The organism is Streptomyces sp. NPDC088194 (assembly GCF_040702025.1).
Lineage (GTDB): Bacteria > Actinomycetota > Actinomycetes > Streptomycetales > Streptomycetaceae > Actinacidiphila.
Genome location: NZ_JBFBIV010000134.1, coordinates 1 through 17,413, shown reverse-complemented (window position 1 = coordinate 17,413; position 17,413 = coordinate 1). Strand labels below are relative to the sequence as shown.

Genomic DNA, 17,413 nt, shown 5'->3' with positions numbered 1-17,413 from the left:
CGAGGACAACCCTCCGCCTTGCGATCGCACGCACCAGACGCCACGGGCCCCGCCCTTTGGGCGGACGGCGCTACTTCCAAAACACGGCCTAGCCGGCCGCTCCCCTGCCGCGCTCGCGGGTGCGGAAGGCGGTGGGTGAGAGGGAGGTGGCCGCGCGGAAGCGGCGGGAGAAGTAGAGGGGGTCGGTGAAGCCGGCGCGGGCGGCGATCGTGGCCACGGGCAGATCGGTGACCGTGAGGAGTTGGCGGGCCAGGTCCATCCGCTGGCGGTCCACGTGGGACATGAGGCTGGTGCCGAGCTGCGCGGAGGCGAGGTGGGCCAGGCGGGAGGGGGACAGCCCGCCGATCCGGGCCAGCGAGGCGACGGTGTGCGGCTGCTCGACGGTCTCGCCGACGTGCTCCAGCACCGCGAGGAGCCGGGGATCGAGCACGGTCTCGCGCGGGTTGCGGGTGTCACACCACAGCAGCGCCTCCTCGACGGCGTTCATCGCGAAGAGGGTGTTGCGGCGCAGGCCGGCCCGCCGGGCGGAGACGGCGCGGTCGAGCGCCTGGACGACGCGGGCGCGGACCGTGGCGTCGACGTCGACCTGGCGGATGCCGGGCGCCGCCACGGGCCAGTCGAGCAGCGGGAGCCAGCCGGCCGGCGGGTCCAGGTGCGCCCATCGCAGGGACCAGGTGCCCGTTTCGCGGTCGGTGCCGTAGTCGTGCGCGGTGCCGGGCTCGACGAGCGTGATCCGGTCCGGTCCCGCGAGCAGGTCGGGGTGCCCGGGAGACCGGAACCGCCCGCGTCCGGCCACCGTGACGCACATGACCCAGTCGGTCGTGCCCCCGCTTCGGACCGTGCGATACCTGCTGTCCTCGTCGAGCCGTCCGCACAGCACGCGGTGGTGCGGCGACGCGATGGTCACGGCGGTCCGGCGTACGCTCATGACAGGATCATCCATGGCCGCGACCGGTTCCGCCATGCCCTTCCCGCCGCGCGGGTCCGACGATGAGTCCATGACGACCAGCACACTCTCCCTCGCCCCCGGCGACGGCGTCGCGGTGCGCGACCGGTACGCACGTGACGGCGTGATCCAGGTCGACGGCCTGCTCGGCGCCGACGAGATCGACGCCGTCAGGGCCGCGTTCATGACCCAGGTCGAGACCGACCGCGGCGCGGTGGGCGCCGTGGACGAGGTACCGGCCGACGACATCCTCGCCCGCTACCCCCGCTTCATGAACCCGCACCGCAGGACGGACCTGGAGGTCGGCCGCATCGCGCGCAGGCTGATGACCGACGCCCGCATCCTCGACGTGGTCACGGCGGCGGTCGGCCCGGTGTACGGCGCGCAGTCGATGTTCTACTTCAAGCCCCCGGGCGCGCGCGGCCAGGCGATGCACCAGGACAACTACTTCCTTCGCGCGCATCCCGAGACCTGCATCGCCGCGTGGATCGCCGTCGACCGCTGCGACGCGGCGAACGGCGCGCTCGGCGTCGTTCCCGGCAGCCACACCATGGAGGTGGTCTGCCCCGAGGAGGCGGACCCGGCGCAGTCCTTCACCACCGGGCTGGTCCGGCCGCGCGAGGGCCTGTCCGCCGTCCGGACCGACATGCGCCCGGGCGACGTCCTGTTCTTCCACGGCAGTGCCGTGCACGGTTCGCCGCCCAACTCCACCGCGGACCGCTTCCGCCGCTCGCTCATCTTCCACTACGTCCCCCGGTCGAGCGTCGAGATCGCCCGCCCCTACCTGCCGCTGATCGGCGCGGACGGCGCGGAGGTCACCATCGGCGAGGCGGTAGGGGGCGGCCCGTGCGGAGACGGGTGGGAGGGAGCCTCGCACTGATCCGCCCGGGCACGCCCGGGGTGCCCCGCCGCGCTCAGGTCGCCGGGAGGCAGCTCACGAAGGTGGCGAAGCCGCGGTCCTGGCCCGCGTCCAGAGCGAGGAAGGACCCGCTCGGGTGGGAGGCGAGGCGGCACATGTCGTAGCGGACGCACGGCGGCGGGGTGGCGCCGGGGGCGGTGCGGAACTGGTGGGTGCCGACGAGCTGGCAGGAGTCGTAGCGGACCAGGGGACCGCCCTCGGCGAGGGTGTAGCGGTGGGCGCGCAGCCCGTCGGAGAAGGCCCGGTACGCGTGCGCGGTGTCGTCGCAGTCGTTGAAGTGCACGGTGCCGCGGTTCCAGGCGCAGTCGATCACCACGACCGCGTCGTCGCGCAGCTCGAAGCGGATGTCCTCGGCGTGGAAGCGCTGCACCCCGTCGAAGTGGGCGGGGCGCGGGAAGCGGAAGAAGGCGCTCTCGAAGCCGTATTCGGGGTGCGGAGTGGGGCGCCGCCCGGTGACGATGTAGCTGCCGGCGCGGCAGGTCACGGAACCGCCGTAGGGGAACTCCAGGAAGTTGCCCCACTCGTAGGTGACGTTCATGTCGGTGAACCAGTAGTTGAGGAACTGGTCCTGCTGCTCGACATCGGTCGAGTGCAGCGACAGCCCCGCGTAGAGGAACGCCTTGCGGTAGGCGCCGCCCACCCGGCACGCCTCCCAGCGCATCTCGGAGTTGGTGTTGCTGCCGTCGAGCGCGATGCCGTACTCCCACTCCCCCATCCACTCGCACTCCGAGAAGCGGTAGCCGGCCGCGCCGCCGGTGGAGTAGGAGTAGAAGAACGAGGCACCGGGAGTGCCGGAGGTGAAGCGCAGCCCCTCGAACGAGATGTTCTGCCACGTGTCGTTGTTGCGGCACAGGTAACTGCCGCCGTCGGGGCCGTCGGTGCCGTCGGGCGCGAAGACGATGTCGCTGATCCGCAGGCCCGCGCCCACGAAGCGCAGCCCGTTGACCCGGTGGGAGGGCGAGTCGGCGTCGAGCAGCGCGCCGGGCCTCGTCACCCGGTACCGGCCGGGCGGCACCATGATCACGGTACGGCCGGTGCCGCCGGCGGCCCGCTTCTCGGCGTACGCGTAGGCGGCCTGGAACGCGGCGCTGTCGTCGGTGGTGCCGTCGCCCTTGGCACCGAAGTCGGCCACCACGTCGGCGTACCCGGGGTGGTCCTGGGACCCGGAGCCGGCCGCGGGCGCGTCCCAGGCGCCGCTCGCCCAGGCCGCCGCGCCGGTCCCGGCCAGTGCCGCCGCCGCGCCCCCGTACAGCAGGCGTCGGCGGTTGACGCTGTCACGGTGCTCGCCGGTCATCCGGGGCCCCTCCCGTATGGCTGTGACCGACGATGCTAGGGCCGCCGGGCCCGGGTTGAGGGCGTTTTCCCGAGATGTACGTCCGGCCGCGCAGCCGGCACCCCTCGTGAATCCGTGCACAAGGGGTGCGCCTACGATGGGCCCGTGCCGAAGCTGCCCGAAATCGCGCGAAACCCGCTCGCCTTCATCGCCGCACGGTGGACCCCCAGCTCAGTGGCGGTGCGCCGGGCGGCGCTCGCGGCGCTGGTGATGTCCGTGGTGATCGTGATCACCGGGGGCGCGGTCCGGCTGACCGCCTCGGGCCTGGGCTGCCCGACCTGGCCGACGTGCAGCGGTGACAGCCTGCTCGGCACCCGTGAGATGGGCATCCACCACACCATCGAGATCAGCAACCGCATGCTGACGTATGTGCTGTGCGCCACGGTCGGGTGGGCGATCATCGCGATCCGCTCACAGCCGGAGTGGCCGCGCCGCGGCCTGTACCGGCTGGCGTGGGCGCAGTTCTGGGTGGTCGCCTTCAACGCGGTGTGGGGCGGGCTGACGGTGCTCACCAAGCTCAACCCGTACGTCGTGTCGTTCCACTTCCTGCTGTCGGCGGCCCTGATCACCGTCGCCACTCTCACCTGGCAGCGCCTCCGGGAGGGCGACGCGTCGCCCCGCCCGCTGGTCGGCAAGCCGGTACGGCAGCTCGGGCAGCTGCTCGCCACCGCCTCCGCGCTCCTCATCGTCGTCGGCACCCTCGTCAGCGGTGCCGGGCCGCACCCGGGCGACTCCAGCGGGTCCTTCAAGGTCCGGCGGATCGACGTGGACTGGAAGACCATCGCCCAGCTCCACGCGGACTTCGCGTGGGTCGTGGTCGGCCTGACGGTCGCCCTCTGGTTCGTGCTGCGCGCCGTCGACGCGCCGATCGGCCCGCAGCACCGCGTCCGCGAGCTCTTCCTCGTCCTCATGGGGCAGGGCGTCATCGGCTACGTCCAGTACTTCACGCACCTGCCTGCGGCCCTGGTCGACCTGCACATGTTCGGCGCCTGCCTGGTCTGGATCGCGGTCCTGCGCGTGCTGCTCTCCTTCCGCGAACGCCCCTTCACCGAGCCCGGCGAGTCGGTGCCGTCCGCCGCGCTGGGCGCTCCCCGCCTGGCCGAGCCCTCGGGCCGCAAGTAGAGGGCACCGTCTCGGGTGAGTTGGGCCTGACCCCCACTGCGGGAGCGTCGTCCGCCCGGGGTTCCGCGCCTCTCAAGCCGCGCCTCCCCGCGGGAGAGTGAAGAGGCGCCGGGCGTTGTCCGCTGTCACCAAGGACGTCACGCGCCGTCCGTCCGCCGCGGACCACTCACCGGCGCGGACGCGCTCGGCCACGGCCCGCCCCAGCTCCGACAGGAACCCTCGTGCCGCGGTCACGGCGAGCTCGGGCAGTCCGCCCACGCCGCTCGCGTAGAGCACCTTGCCGAAAGGCGTCCGCCCGAGCACCCCCGAGGGGTTCCGCCCGACACCCACGTAGACATGCGGGAGTTCGGTCGCGAGATCGGCGGCGGCCGCTTCGTGGGGCGCGTCGGGCAGCAGCACGACCTCGGTGCCGAGCCCCGTGGTGGCCCGCAGGAAACCCAAGGCGGCGCGGGGCCCGCCCCCACCCGCGCCGTACCGCAGCAGCAGCGGCAACCCGGTGGCGACGGCATGCCACCGGATGTGCCGCAGCAGGACGGGATCGGCCGGCCGCGCCCCCACCGCACGAGCGGAGAGCCAGGTCGCAGCGGCCTGCCGTACCTCCACCGGCCCGGGCGGGCGCGCGTCCTCGCCGCCCTCTTCCACACCAGCACGGCCGGCCGGGCCAGCGGACCCGTCACCGCAGGAGAACCCGGCCGCACCGAGCGCGGCACCGTGCACGGCCTCCGCGAGGTTCGCGAGGAAGGAGCCGACCGTGCCGGAGGTGTCGGCGACCTGCTGGGCGAGCGGTTCGAGCCGGACCGTCTCCAGGACGGGCGCGCCCGTGGTCGCCGCGAGGTCCTTCGGCGAGGTGAGGTCACCGGGCTCGCCGGTGTCCAGGACGTACGCCGTCACGCCCGTGCCGCGCAACAGCAGCCGGGCGGACTCGTAGGCGCCCAACTCGCGGCGCCTGGCGAGGTAGCGGGCCGGCGGGCAGTGGGGTTCCAGGCCGAGCAGCGGCGGGCACCAGCGGCGCAGCGCGAACCCGGTGGGGCTGTCGAAGAGGGTGGTGCCGGGGGCGGCGGTGCCCGGCAGCCGCGCCTCGAAGGAGCCCAGTCCCAGCTCGCCCGGGTACACCCCGTGGCAGTGCGCGTCCACCAGGTGTGCCTGTGCCGTGCCGGCCATCGGCCGCACCCCGTCCCGTCCGTCGGTCACGGACCTGCCCAGGTCCTCGGTCGCTGCGCGGACGGCCGCCGGGGGCAGCCCGCACTGGTCCTAACGACCTGGGCGGTAATAGGGAGCGCGGTCAGCCGCCGGCCCGGCCGCCGAGCTGGATGCCTGCCATCCGGGACCACTCGTACGGCCCTGTCCGCACCTTCGCGGCCATCTCCCCGTCGAACGCCTCGTGCGCGGTCACTCCCGACGCGCCCACGGCCCGCTGCGCCAGTTCGTACGTCGGCGCGACCAGGTCGCCCCAGGCGCCGTCCTCCCCCACCAACACGATCCGGGCGCCGCGCTCCCCCAGGTACGCGATCTGCGCGTCCGCGCCGCCGTGCGCCCGCCCGAACGCGTGGATCTCCCTGGTCAGCCGCCGTACGCGCCGCTCGGCCCGGGGGTCGTTGTCCACCTTGCTCTCAGCCATGCCCCCACCCTACTCACCGGTAATCCCCCGGCGGAAGACGGCGCCCGGCGCGGATCAGCCCGACGGGGATCAGCCCGACGGGGATCGGGAAGGGGGCTCGATCCCCGCCGGGCGGTACGGGCGGTACGGGAGGTACCGGAGGGCGCGGGCGCCTCAGCCGAGGCCGACGGCGAACACGTGCAGGTTCCCGTTGTCCGGCAGCGTCACGCTCGCGACCTGCTTGCCCTGCGGCACGGCGAACGGCGTGGTGGCGAAGACGTACGCCGCCGGACCCGCACCACCGGACTCGTTGCGGTGACCGGTCGCGGCCACCAGCGTGTTCCCCAGCACCGGCGCCGAACCGCCGCCGGGCTTCGTCCAGTCGCCGAAGGACAGGTCGGCCTGCGCCGTGCTGCCGTCGGTGAACGTCACCTGGGCGGTGGCCCGCTGGTCGCCGTTGGTCGCCGAGCCCACGAACAGCAGGCGGGTGGCGGTCTTCGCGCTGTCCCCGAGCGCGAGGGTCTGCCCGTCGGCGACCACGTTGTCGGGGCGTCCGACGGGGGCGTCCGGCCAGACGAACGACGTCCCGGACACCTCGGTGCGCGCGCCGCCGACCAGGCCCGCCGCGGCCAGCGCCTCACGGGAGTAGGTGCTGCCGGTGCCGTCGAGGTCGCCGCTCGCGTGGTCGCCGTCCTGCGTGGTGCCCACGTTGTCGTACTCCGCGGCCAGGCTGTGCTCGGCGGCGACCAGGACGATGGCCGTGAGGCGCACCGGCGAGCCGCCGCCGCTCCCCGTGCCGCGCACGGTGAGCGGTACCTCGTAGTAGCCGTCCGCGGTGCCCGCCGCCGCCTTGACAGCCAGCCGTACGGTGCCCGAGCCGGTCGCCCGGTCCAGCGCGAGGGACGTGCCGGCGGGTGTCACGCTGATGCCCTGGGGCGGGGAGGCACTGACCGTCAGCGCGTGGCCGTGCCCGGCCAGCCGCTGGGCGTGGACCGTGAGGTCGGCCGCCGCCCCGCCGGGCGCCACCGTCGACTGGTTCGGGGTGGCCGTGGCCAGGAAGTCGTGCTCACCGGCGCGGTAGGAGGGCGACGCGACGCTCGCGGACGCGGCCCAGTGCGTGTCGGGGGTGGTGGACAGGGTGAAGTCCAGGCGCCCGCCGTGCGAGACGACGGACTGCGGCAGGTAGGTGCGCGCCCAGGTGCGCCCGTCGAGGGTGAGCCGGTGGACGTAAGGAGCGTCGTCCGCCGCCTGCGGGGCGCGGATGTCCAGGTCAGCGGCCTTGCCCGGCAGGTCCAGCACCACCCGCTGGAACATCGGGCTGTGCACGGTGAGGTCGGCCGTGCCAGGCGTCGCGGGGTACATGCCGAGCGCGGCCCACACGTACCAGGAGGACTGCGCCCCCAGGTCGTCGTTGCCGGGCTCGCCGTCGGGGGTGGGGCTGAACAGGGTGGTGGCGATCTCCCGGACCGTCGCTTGCGTCTTCCACGGCTGGCCGAGCTGGTTGTAGACCCACGGCACGCCGAAGTCGATCTCGTTGCCGGCCCACATGTAGGGGGCGTTGGGGCCCGCGTTGAGCTGGGAGAAGAACCCGTCGAGGCGCTCGGTGGCGGCGCTCGCCCCACCCATCGAGGTGATCAGCCCGGCCATGTCCTGCGGGACGAGCCAGTTGTACTGGGCGGCGTTGCCCTCGTCGTAGCCCTCCTGGCCGAACTGCCCGTCGCCCGGGGTCTGGAAGCCCGGCTTGTCGGGGAACCGGCCGTCCTCGCCGCGCGGTTCGAGGTAGCCGGTGGCGGGGTCGAGGATGTTCTGCCAGTTCTGGCCGCGCCTGCCGAAGGTGCGGGCCACCGAGGTCTGCCCGGCGGCGTCGGCGAGCTGGGCGATCGAGAAGTCGTCGATGGCCCACTCCAGGGTCTCCGAGGCCCCGACGTGCCCGTGGTCGCCCTTGGCGGCGTCGTCGTTCGGCGCGTAGCCGCGCTCGACGTACTCCGCGATGCCGGGCCGCTCCTGGTAGGCGCCCGCGGTCGTGTCCACCGTGGTGGCGCCCTTGACGAGGTACTTCAGCGCCGTCTTCAGATCGAAGTCGCGGGCCCCGTAGGCGTACAGGTTCGCGATGAGCGGCACCGAGTTGTCGCCGGTCATCTGTCCGGTGTACGCGTTGGCCAGCGGCCAGCGCGGCCACCAGCCGCCCTGCTCCGCGTCGTTGACCAGGGACTGGGCCATGTCGCTCGCCTGCTGCGGGAAGAGCATCGCCTGCAGCGGCGCGAGCGAGCGGTAGGTGTCCCAGTCCGAGAAGTTGGTGTACTGCGCATGGCCCTCGGGCAGGGTGCGGACCTTGCCGTCGAAGCCGATGTAGCGGCCGTCGGCGTCGTTGAAGGTGTTCGGGTGCATCAGCGAGTGGTAGAGCGCGGTGTAGAACGTCGTGAGCTCGTCGGTGTCCTTCCCCGCGACCCGCACCTTGCGCAGGGTCCGCGTCCACTGGTCGCGGGTCTGCCGGTGCAGCGCGTCGAGGTCCCAGCCGGGCACCTCCGCGGCCATGTTGGCCTGGGCGCCCGCCACGGACACGTACGACATCGCGACCTTGGCCCGCACGGTGCGGCTGCCGCCGTCGCCGAAGGTGAGGTACGCCCCGGCGCCCGCCGCGCTCGCGGAGTCGCCGCCCTTGGTCACGGTCCTGCCGTCCCAGGTGCCGTGCGCGGTGAAGGGCTGGTCGAAGGTGATCGCGTAGTGGACGGTGTACTCGTTGCCCTTGCCGCAGAAGTCACCGGTGGTGGCCGAGCCGGTGACCTCCCGGTCGCCCACCACCTGGACGTCGGCGCTCTTGTCGCCGTTGAGGCTGCCGCCGGCCTTGACCAGCAACTGCGCCGCCGCGGCCCCCTGGGGGAAGGTGAAGGCGGCCAGACCGGTCCGGGTGGAGGCGGTCAGCTCGGCGCGGACGCCCGACGCGTCGAGGGTCACCGCGTAGTAGCCGGGCTCGGCCTTCTCGCCGGTGTGTGTGAAGTGCTCCGTGAGGTTCCAGGGGGTGCTGCCCACATCGCCCGTCACCGGCAGGATCGGCACGTCGCCGAAGGCGCGGCAGCCGACGGAGGCGTGGTCGAGGCTGAAGCCGCGGATCTGGTCGTCGTGGTACTGGTAGCCGGCGTAGGAGCCGGACGTGTCCGGGGAGAACTGCATCATCCCGAACGGCGCGGACGGCCCGGGGAAGTTGTTGATCTCGCCGACGGTCGAGCCGCCGCGTCCGGTGCCGATGAGCGGGTCCACATAGCTCGCCGGGTCGGACACCAGCGCGGAACCGGAGGAGGTGGCGGAGTATGACAACGTTGTCGGTTTGTCGGACAACGTTGTCATATCGGCCGAAGCCGTACCCGCGGCCACCAGGGTCGCCACCGCACCGAGCACTGTCACGAGCGCGCCATGCAGCATGCGCCGCCTTCTCACACGTACCTCCCGAGGAACTCGTCGATGGGACCAGCACATCCTGGGGGCTGGCCGCGCTCAAATCAACGGTCGTACGGGGGTGGGCTGATGGGGGCCGTGCCGGTTGTCCCGATGTGGGTCGGCACGGCCCTTTCGCGCCTGGGGCGCGGGAGTCGCCACTGCGGGAAGCGGGAGTCCCCGGTGTAGAAGTCCCTAGTGCAGGAAGGGGTCGATCGCCACGGCGACGAACAGGAGCGTGGCGTAGGTGATCGACCAGTGGAACAGCCGCATCTCCTTGAGCTTCGCCCCCATCACCCCGGCCTTGGCGCGGGCGTGCAGCCCGTGCGCCTCCTTCAGCCAGAACGCGCCGAGGGCGCCCGCGACCACCGGGTAGAACCAGGAGGTGTCCCCCAGCGGCCACCACAAGGTGAGCGAGGTGAGGACCATGACCCAGCTGTAGAGCACGATCTGCCGGGCGACGACCTGGTTGCCGGCGACGACCGGGAGCATGGGCACGCCGACCCGGGCGTAGTCGTCCTTGACCTTCATGGACAGCGGCCAGTAGTGCGGCGGGGTCCAGAAGAACAGGACGAGGAAGAGCACGAAAGGCGCCCAGCCGAGTTCGTTGCGCACGGCCGACCATCCGATGAACACCTGGAGGCAGCCCGCGACACCGCCCCACACGATGTTCTGCGCGGTGCGCCGCTTCAGCCACAGCGTGTAGACGAACACGTAGTAGAGGATCGCGGTCAGCGACAGCGCGGCGGACAGCGGGTTGACCAGCACCGCGAACCACACGGTGGACACCACCGACAGCACGATGCCGAAGACCAGGGCCTCGCCCGGCGAGACCATCCCGGTGACCAGCGGACGCTGCTCGGTGCGGTGCATCAGCGCGTCGATGTCGCGGTCGATGTACATGTTCAGCGCGTTGGCGCCCCCCGCGGACAGGTAGCCGCCGACCACGGTCGCCAGCACCAGCCAGAGGTTGGGCACGCCATCGGCCGCCAGGAACATCACCGGAACGGTCGTGATGAGCAGCAGTTCGATGATGCGCGGCTTGGTCAGCGCGACGAACGCCATGACACGGGCACGCGGCGGCCGGTGCCCGGAGTTCGTCTGTCCCGAGCCCGTCCCGATGACCCCTGCGGGTCGGGATTCGACGGCTGTCACGAACACCCCACGAGAGATGAGTCCAGCAGGTCCCGGCTGCCTGCCGGCCGCGGATGCGGCGGCGGACCACGGTCCCTGCGCGTACCACGCCACTCTAGACGTAGGGAATACCCGGCTTTCTGCGGGGGGTGTCCATGGGCGGGGCGTGTCATCCGCGGCCCGCGCAGGAGTTATCCACAGATGCGGCAGCGTGGGCAAAGGCCCGCGCGCCTGCGGCGGTAGGCTCAAGAACGTCGGGTAGGCACCAGTCACCGGCGCTTTTCAACTTATGTGGAGAGGAGCCCTGACCCAGGGTGAGCAAGCAGCCGACGACCACAGACCTTGAGTGGAGCGATCTGGACCAGCGGGCCGTGGACACCGCCCGCGTCCTCGCGATGGATTCCGTGCAGAAGGTCGGCAACGGCCATCCTGGCACGGCGATGAGCCTGGCCCCGGCGGCCTACCTGCTGTTCCAGAAGATCATGCGGCACGACCCGGCGAACGCCGACTGGACCGGCCGCGACCGCTTCGTGCTGTCCGCCGGGCACTCCAGCATGACCCTCTACACGCAGCTCTACCTCGCCGGTTACGGCCTGGAGCTGGCCGACCTGGAGGCCCTGCGCACCTGGGGCTCCAAGACCCCCGGCCACCCGGAGTACGGCCACACCACGGGCGTGGAGACCACCACCGGCCCGCTCGGCCAGGGCGTGGCCAACGCGGTGGGCATGGCCATGGCCTCGCGTTACGAGCGCGGGCTGTTCGACCCGGACGCGCCGGCCGGCACCTCTCCCTTCGACCACACCATCTGGGCGATCGCCGGTGACGGCTGCCTCCAGGAGGGCATCTCCGCCGAGGCGTCCTCGATGGCCGGCCACCAGAAGCTCGGCAACCTGGTGCTGCTGTGGGACGACAACCACATCTCCATCGAGGGCGACACCGAGACGGCCGTCTCCGAGGACACCGTCAAGCGGTACGAGGCATACGGCTGGCACGTCCAGCGGGTGGCCCCGAAGGAGAACGGCGACCTCGACGTGCACGCGCTGCACGCCGCGCTGCTGGCCGCCAAGGCCGAGACGGAGCGGCCGTCGTTCGTCGCGGTCCGCTCGATCATCGGCTGGCCCGCGCCCAACAAGCAGAACACCGGCGCCGCGCACGGCTCGGCCCTCGGCGAGGACGAAGTGCGGGCCACCAAGCAGGTGCTGGGCTTCGACCCGGACAAGCACTTCGACGTGGCCGACGACGTGATCACCCACACCCGGGCGGTCGGCGACCGCGGCCGCGACACGCGCGCGCAGTGGGAGAAGTCCTTCGCCGCCTGGCGCACCGCGAACCCGCGGCGCGCCGAGCTGTTCGACCGGATCGACGCGGCCGAGCTGCCGGACGGCTGGCAGGAGCAGCTGCCGGAGTTCGAGGTCGGCGCCTCGCTGGCCACCCGCGCCGCCTCGGGCAAGGTCCTGGAGGCGCTGGGCTCGGTGATCCCCGAGCTGTGGGGCGGCTCCGCGGACCTCGCCGGGTCGAACAACACCACCATCGACAAGAACTCGTCGTTCCTCCCGGCCGGCAACCCGCTGCCCGGCGCTGACCCGTACGGCCGGACCGTGCACTTCGGCATCCGCGAGCACTCCATGGCCGCGGAGATGAACGGCATCACGCTGCACGGCAACACCCGTGTCTACGGCGGCACGTTCCTCGTCTTCTCCGACTACATGCGCAACGCCGTCCGGCTGTCCGCGCTGATGCACGTGCCGGTGACGTACGTGTGGACGCACGACTCGATCGGCGTCGGCGAGGACGGCCCGACCCACCAGCCGGTGGAGCACCTGGCCTCGCTGCGCGCCATCCCGGGGCTGAACGTGGTGCGCCCCGCGGATGCCAACGAGACGGCGATCGCCTGGCGCGAGATCCAGAAGCGCTGGACCAAGGAGATCGGCAAGGGCGCCCCGCACGGCCTGGCGCTGACCCGGCAGGGCGTGCCGACCTACCCGGTCCACGAGGACACCGCCCGCGGTGGGTACGTCATGTTCGAGGCCGAGGGCGGCCCCGCGCAGGTGATCCTGATCGGCACCGGCTCCGAGGTGCAGCTCGCGGTGGGCGCGCGCGAGGAGCTGCAGGCCGCGGGCATCCCGACCCGGGTGGTCTCGATGCCGTGCGTGGAGTGGTTCGAGGAGCAGGACGCGGCGTACCGCGAGAGCGTGCTGCCGTCCTCGGTGAAGGCGCGGGTCGCCGTCGAGGCCGGCATCGGCCTCACCTGGTACCGCTACGTGGGAGACGCCGGCCGGATCGTCAGCATCGAGCACTACGGTGCCTCGGCCGACGGCAAGCTGCTCTTCCGCGAGTTCGGTTTCACCGCGGAGGCGGTGGCCGCCGCCGCCCGGGAATCTCTCGCCGCCGCAGACCGCTGACGCTGGTACACGACATTTCAGGAGATGCAATTCCCATGACAGACGCACTCAAGCGCCTCTCCGACGAAGGCGTCGCGATCTGGTTGGACGACCTGTCGCGCAAGCGCATCACGTCCGGCAACCTGGCCGAACTCATCGACCAGCAGCACGTGGTGGGTGTCACCACCAACCCGTCGATCTTCCAGAAGGCCATCTCCCAGGGCGACGGTTACGACGGACAGCTCAAGGACCTCGCGGCGCGGAAGCTGACCGTCGAGGAGGCGCTGCGGATGATCACCACCGCGGACGTCCGCGACGCCGCCGACGTCCTGCGTCCGGTCTACGACGCCAGCAACCACCAGGACGGCCGGGTGTCCATCGAGGTGGACCCGCGGCTGGCGCACAACACGGTGGCCACGGTCGCCGAGGCCAAGCAGCTGGCCTGGCTGGTCGACCGCCCGAACACCCTGATCAAGATCCCCGCGACCAAGGCCGGGCTGCCGGCGATCACCGAGGTGATCGGCAAGGGCATCAGCGTCAACGTCACGCTGATCTTCTCGCTGGAGCGGTACCGCGCGGTGATGGACGCCTACCTGTCCGGTCTGGAGAAGGCCAAGGCCGCCGGCCTGGACCTCGCCGAGATCCACTCCGTCGCGTCGTTCTTCGTCTCCCGCGTGGACACGGAGATCGACAAGCGGCTGGAGAAGATCGGCTCCGACCAGGCCAAGGCGCTCAAGGGCAAGGCCGCCGTGGCCAACGCGCGGCTGGCCTACCAGGCGTACGAAGAGGTCTTCGGCACCGACCGCTGGGCCGCCCTGGAGCGGGCCGGCGCCAACAAGCAGCGCCCGCTGTGGGCCTCCACCGGTGTGAAGGACCCCGCCTACTCCGACACGCTGTACGTCACGGAGCTGGTCGCGCCGAACACGGTGAACACCATGCCCGAGGCCACGCTGGAGGCGACCGCGGACCACGGCGAGGTCACCGGCGACACCGTCCGAGGCGGTTACGCGCAGGCGCAGGCCGACATCGACGCGCTCGCCACGGTCGGCGTGTCGTACGACGACGTGGTGCAGGTGCTGGAGGACGAGGGCGTCGAGAAGTTCGAGGCGGCCTGGAACGAACTCCTGGACTCCACCAAGGCCGAACTCGAGCGGCTCGCCCCTTCGGAGGCGTGAGGTGACATCCGAGGACGAGAAGCTGACGGTGGGCAATCCGCTGCGTGACCCGCTCGACCGGCGGCTGCCGCGGATCGCCGGGCCGTCCGGCCTGGTGATCTTCGGGGTCACCGGCGACCTGTCCCGCAAGAAGCTGATGCCGGCGGTGTACGACCTGGCCAACCGCGGCCTGCTGCCGCCGGGCTTCGCGCTGGTCGGGTTCGCCCGCCGCCAGTGGGAGAACGAGGACTTCGCCCAGGAGGTGCACGACGCGGTCAAGGAACACGCCCGCACCCCCTTCCGCGAGGAGGTCTGGCAGCAGCTCGCCGAGGGCTGCCGCTTCGTCCAGGGCAACTTCGACGACGACAAGGCCTTCGAGCAGCTCAAGTCGACCATCGAGGACCTGGACAAGGCCCGCGGCACCGGCGGCAACTTCGCCTTCTACCTGTCCGTGCCGCCGAAGTTCTTCCCGAACGTGGTGCAGCAGCTGAAGAAGCACGGCCTGTCGCAGGGCACCGGCGACTCGTGGCGGCGCGCGGTGATCGAGAAGCCGTTCGGCCACGACCTGGCCAGCGCCCAGCAGCTCAACCAGATCGTGCACGACGTCTTCCCGCCCAACGAGGTCTTCCGGATCGACCACTACCTGGGCAAGGAGACTGTCCAGAACATCCTGGCGCTGCGCTTCGCCAACACCATGTACGAGCCGATCTGGAACCGGTCCTACGTCGACCACGTGCAGATCACCATGGCCGAGGACATCGGGATCGGCGGCCGCGCCGGGTACTACGACGGCATCGGCGCCGCGCGCGACGTCATCCAGAACCACCTGCTGCAACTGCTGGCGCTGACCGCGATGGAGGAGCCCGGCTCCTTCCACCCCAAGGCGCTCACCGCGGAGAAGCTGAAGGTGCTCGGCGCGGTCGTGCTCCCCGACGACCTGGGCAAGTACACCGTGCGCGGCCAGTACGCACACGCCTGGCAGGGCGGCGAGGAGGTGCTCGGGTACCTGGAGGAGGACGGCATCGACCCCAAGTCCAAGACCGACACCTACGCCGCGGTGAAGCTGGAGATCAACAACCGCCGGTGGGCGGGTGTGCCGTTCTACCTGCGCACCGGCAAGCGGCTCGGCCGCCGCGTCACCGAGATCGCGGTGGTCTTCAAGCGGGCCCCCTACCTGCCGTTCGAGTCCGGCGCCACCGAGGAGCTGGGCGAGAACGCGCTGGTCATCCGGGTCCAGCCGGACGAAGGCGTGACCGTGCGGTTCGGCTCCAAGGTGCCCGGCACCTCCACCGAGGTGCGGGACGTCACGATGGACTTCGCCTACGGCGAGTCGTTCACCGAGTCCAGCCCGGAGGCGTACGAACGGCTCATCCTGGACGTGCTGCTCGGTGACGCGAACCTCTTCCCGCGGCACCAGGAGGTCGAGCTGTCCTGGACCATCCTCGACCCCATCGAGCAGTACTGGGACAGGCACGGCAAGCCGGCGCAGTACGCGTCCGGCACCTGGGGCCCGACCGAGGCGGACGAGATGCTCGCACAAGACGGCAGGAGCTGGCGCAGGCCATGAAGATCGATCTGACGGACACCACGTCCTCGAAGATCAACGCCGGGCTGATCCAGGCCCGGCGGGCGATCGGCACCCCAGCGGTCGGCATGGTGCTGACGCTGGTCATCGTCACCGACGAGGGCAGCGCCTACGACGCGTTGAAGGCCGCGCACGAGGCGTCCAAGGAGCACCCCTCCCGGATACTGGTCGTCATCAAGCGGCCCGGGCGCTCGCCGCGGGACCGGGCGCTGGCCCGGCTGGACGCCGAGGTCGTGGTCGGCGACGAGGCGGGCACCGGCGAGACCGTGGTGCTGCGTATGCACGGCGAGCTGGCCAACCACGCCGAGTCGGTGGTCCTGCCGCTGCTGCTGCCGGACGCCCCCGCGGTGTGCTGGTGGCCGGACAAGGCCCCGGAAAACGCCGCGGAGGACCCGCTGGGCCGGCTGGCGGCGCGCCGGATCACCGACTCGGCGGCCGCCGAGGACCCCGTGGGCTCGCTCGGGCTGCGGGCGAAGACGTACTCACCCGGTGACACCGACCTGGCCTGGACCCGGATCACCCCGTGGCGCTCGATGCTGGCCGCCGCTCTCGACCAGCGGCACGGCAAGATCGAGAGTGCCTCGGTGGAGGGTGAGGCGTACAACCCGAGCGCCGAGCTGCTGGTGCTGTGGCTGGCGGACCGGCTCGGTGTGCCGGTGGAGCGCAAGGTCAGCAACGGCCCCGGGCTGACCGCGGTGCGGCTGGCCACCTCCGACGGCGACATCTGCCTGGACCGGCCCGAGGGCGGGCTGGCCGAGCTGGCGGTGCCGGGGCAGCCCGACCGCCATGTGGCGCTCAAGCGCCGGGAGACCTCGGAGCTGATCGCCGAGGAGCTGCGCAGGCTCGACCCGGACGACATATACCGCGCCACCGTGAAGTTCGGCGAGCGGCAGCTGCTGAGCTCCGACGGGATCGCGCGTGCGGCCGGGTCCAACGGGTCCAACGGGTCGGGAGCCAAGGCCGAGGGCGCGGCGAAGGCGACGCCGGCGAAGAAGGCCGCTTCCGGCTCGGGCTCCGGTAAGGCGGCGGCGGAGAAGTGAGTACCCCGCAGGTGGTCGTCCACCGGGACAAGGAGCTGATGGCGCGGGCCGCGGCGGCCAGGCTGATCACGAAGATCGTGGACGCCCAGGCCGCCCGTGGCTCCGCCTCGGTGGTGCTCACCGGCGGGCGGAACGGCAACGGGCTGCTGGCCGCGCTCGCCGAGGCCCCGGCGCGTGACGCGGTGGACTGGGCGCGGCTGGACCTGTGGTGGGGCGACGAGCGGTTCCTCCCCGAGGGGGACCCGGAGCGCAACCACACCCAGGCCCGGGAGGCGCTGCTGGACTCGGTGCCGCTCGACCCGGCCCGGGTGCACCCGATGGCGCCGTCCGACGGTGCCTACGAGTCCGACGTGGAGGCCGCCGCGGCGGCCTACGCGACGGAGCTGGCCGCCGCGGCCGGGCCGGAGGACCACACCCGGGTGCCGTCGTTCGACGTCCTCATGCTGGGCGTCGGCCCGGACACCCATGTGGCCTCGCTCTTCCCGGAGCACCCCGGCACCCGGGAGACCGTCCGCACCGTGATCGGTGTGCACGGCTCGCCCAAGCCGCCGCCGACCCGGATCTCGCTGACCTTCCCGGCGATCCGCTCGGCCCGGGAGGTGTGGCTACTCGCCGCGGGCGAGGACAAGGCGGGCGCGGTCGCGCTCGCGCTGTCCTCGCCGGGCGAGGTCCAGGCACCCGCCTCGGGCGCCTACGGCCGGGCCCGCACGCTGTGGCTGCTGGACCGCGCGGCGGCCGCGAAGATCCCCGCCGAGCTGTATCCGGCGGCC

At 72.0% G+C, this 17,413-nt stretch carries 13 protein-coding genes; 7 read left to right on the top strand and 6 right to left on the bottom strand.

Annotated elements, in window-relative coordinates:
* Window positions 1-88: 88 nt before the first annotated feature.
* Window positions 89-928, bottom strand: a complete 840-nt coding sequence (locus AB0399_RS37670; RefSeq protein ID WP_366414347.1) for a helix-turn-helix domain-containing protein — start codon at window positions 926-928, stop codon at window positions 89-91.
* A 70-nt stretch (window positions 929-998) separates the two neighbouring features.
* Here AB0399_RS37670 and AB0399_RS37665 point away from each other — a divergent pair, with 70 nt between their 5' ends.
* The gene (locus AB0399_RS37665; RefSeq protein ID WP_366414346.1) at window positions 999-1,826 is read left to right on the top strand and encodes a phytanoyl-CoA dioxygenase family protein; all 828 of its coding nucleotides are present in this window, start codon (window positions 999-1,001) and stop codon (window positions 1,824-1,826) included.
* 34 nt (window positions 1,827-1,860) lie between these two features.
* Here AB0399_RS37665 and AB0399_RS37660 read toward each other — a convergent pair whose 3' ends face one another.
* Window positions 1,861-3,159: a glycosyl hydrolase family 28-related protein gene (locus tag AB0399_RS37660; protein ID WP_366414345.1), complete on the bottom strand. Its 1,299-nt coding sequence runs from the start codon at window positions 3,157-3,159 to the stop codon at window positions 1,861-1,863.
* A 144-nt stretch (window positions 3,160-3,303) separates the two neighbouring features.
* Here AB0399_RS37660 and AB0399_RS37655 point away from each other — a divergent pair, with 144 nt between their 5' ends.
* Window positions 3,304-4,320: a COX15/CtaA family protein gene (locus AB0399_RS37655; RefSeq protein ID WP_366414344.1), complete on the top strand. Its 1,017-nt coding sequence runs from the start codon at window positions 3,304-3,306 to the stop codon at window positions 4,318-4,320.
* A gap of 72 nt (window positions 4,321-4,392) precedes the next feature.
* Here AB0399_RS37655 and AB0399_RS37650 read toward each other — a convergent pair whose 3' ends face one another.
* The 4 genes from AB0399_RS37650 to AB0399_RS37635 all read right to left on the bottom strand — a co-directional run bounded on the left by AB0399_RS37650 (window position 4,393) and on the right by AB0399_RS37635 (window position 10,504).
* Window positions 4,393-5,481, bottom strand: a complete 1,089-nt coding sequence (locus tag AB0399_RS37650) for an amidohydrolase (RefSeq protein ID WP_366414348.1) — start codon at window positions 5,479-5,481, stop codon at window positions 4,393-4,395.
* Window positions 5,482-5,602: 121 nt separating this feature from the next.
* Window positions 5,603-5,938 (bottom strand): hypothetical protein, encoded by a 336-nt coding sequence (locus tag AB0399_RS37645; RefSeq protein WP_329370599.1) that lies wholly within the window; start codon window positions 5,936-5,938, stop codon window positions 5,603-5,605.
* Between the two features lie 153 nt (window positions 5,939-6,091).
* Window positions 6,092-9,232, bottom strand: coding sequence for a GH92 family glycosyl hydrolase (locus AB0399_RS37640; RefSeq protein ID WP_366414343.1), 3,141 nt, complete (start codon window positions 9,230-9,232; stop codon window positions 6,092-6,094).
* Window positions 9,233-9,544: 312 nt separating this feature from the next.
* A complete protein-coding gene (locus AB0399_RS37635; protein WP_366414342.1) occupies window positions 9,545-10,504 on the bottom strand; it encodes a heme o synthase in 960 nt (319 codons plus the stop codon).
* Between the two features lie 293 nt (window positions 10,505-10,797).
* On the opposite strand from AB0399_RS37635, the gene tkt reads away from it, so the two are divergent.
* The 5 genes from tkt to pgl form a co-directional block, all read left to right on the top strand.
* Complete coding sequence (gene tkt, locus AB0399_RS37630) at window positions 10,798-12,885, top strand: transketolase (RefSeq protein ID WP_366414341.1); 2,088 nt, start codon at window positions 10,798-10,800, stop codon at window positions 12,883-12,885.
* 35 nt (window positions 12,886-12,920) lie between these two features.
* Window positions 12,921-14,039: a transaldolase gene (tal, locus tag AB0399_RS37625; protein ID WP_366414340.1), complete on the top strand. Its 1,119-nt coding sequence runs from the start codon at window positions 12,921-12,923 to the stop codon at window positions 14,037-14,039.
* A 1-nt stretch (window position 14,040) separates the two neighbouring features.
* A complete protein-coding gene (gene zwf, locus AB0399_RS37620; protein WP_328462764.1) occupies window positions 14,041-15,585 on the top strand; it encodes a glucose-6-phosphate dehydrogenase in 1,545 nt (514 codons plus the stop codon).
* Window positions 15,582-16,643 (top strand): glucose-6-phosphate dehydrogenase assembly protein OpcA, encoded by a 1,062-nt coding sequence (opcA, locus tag AB0399_RS37615; RefSeq protein WP_366414339.1) that lies wholly within the window; start codon window positions 15,582-15,584, stop codon window positions 16,641-16,643. The genes zwf and opcA overlap by 4 nt, the downstream gene beginning before the upstream one ends.
* Window positions 16,640-17,413: 6-phosphogluconolactonase (gene pgl, locus AB0399_RS37610; protein WP_366414338.1), on the top strand; the 774-nt coding region annotated here is incomplete at its 3' end. The genes opcA and pgl, both read left to right, overlap by 4 nt.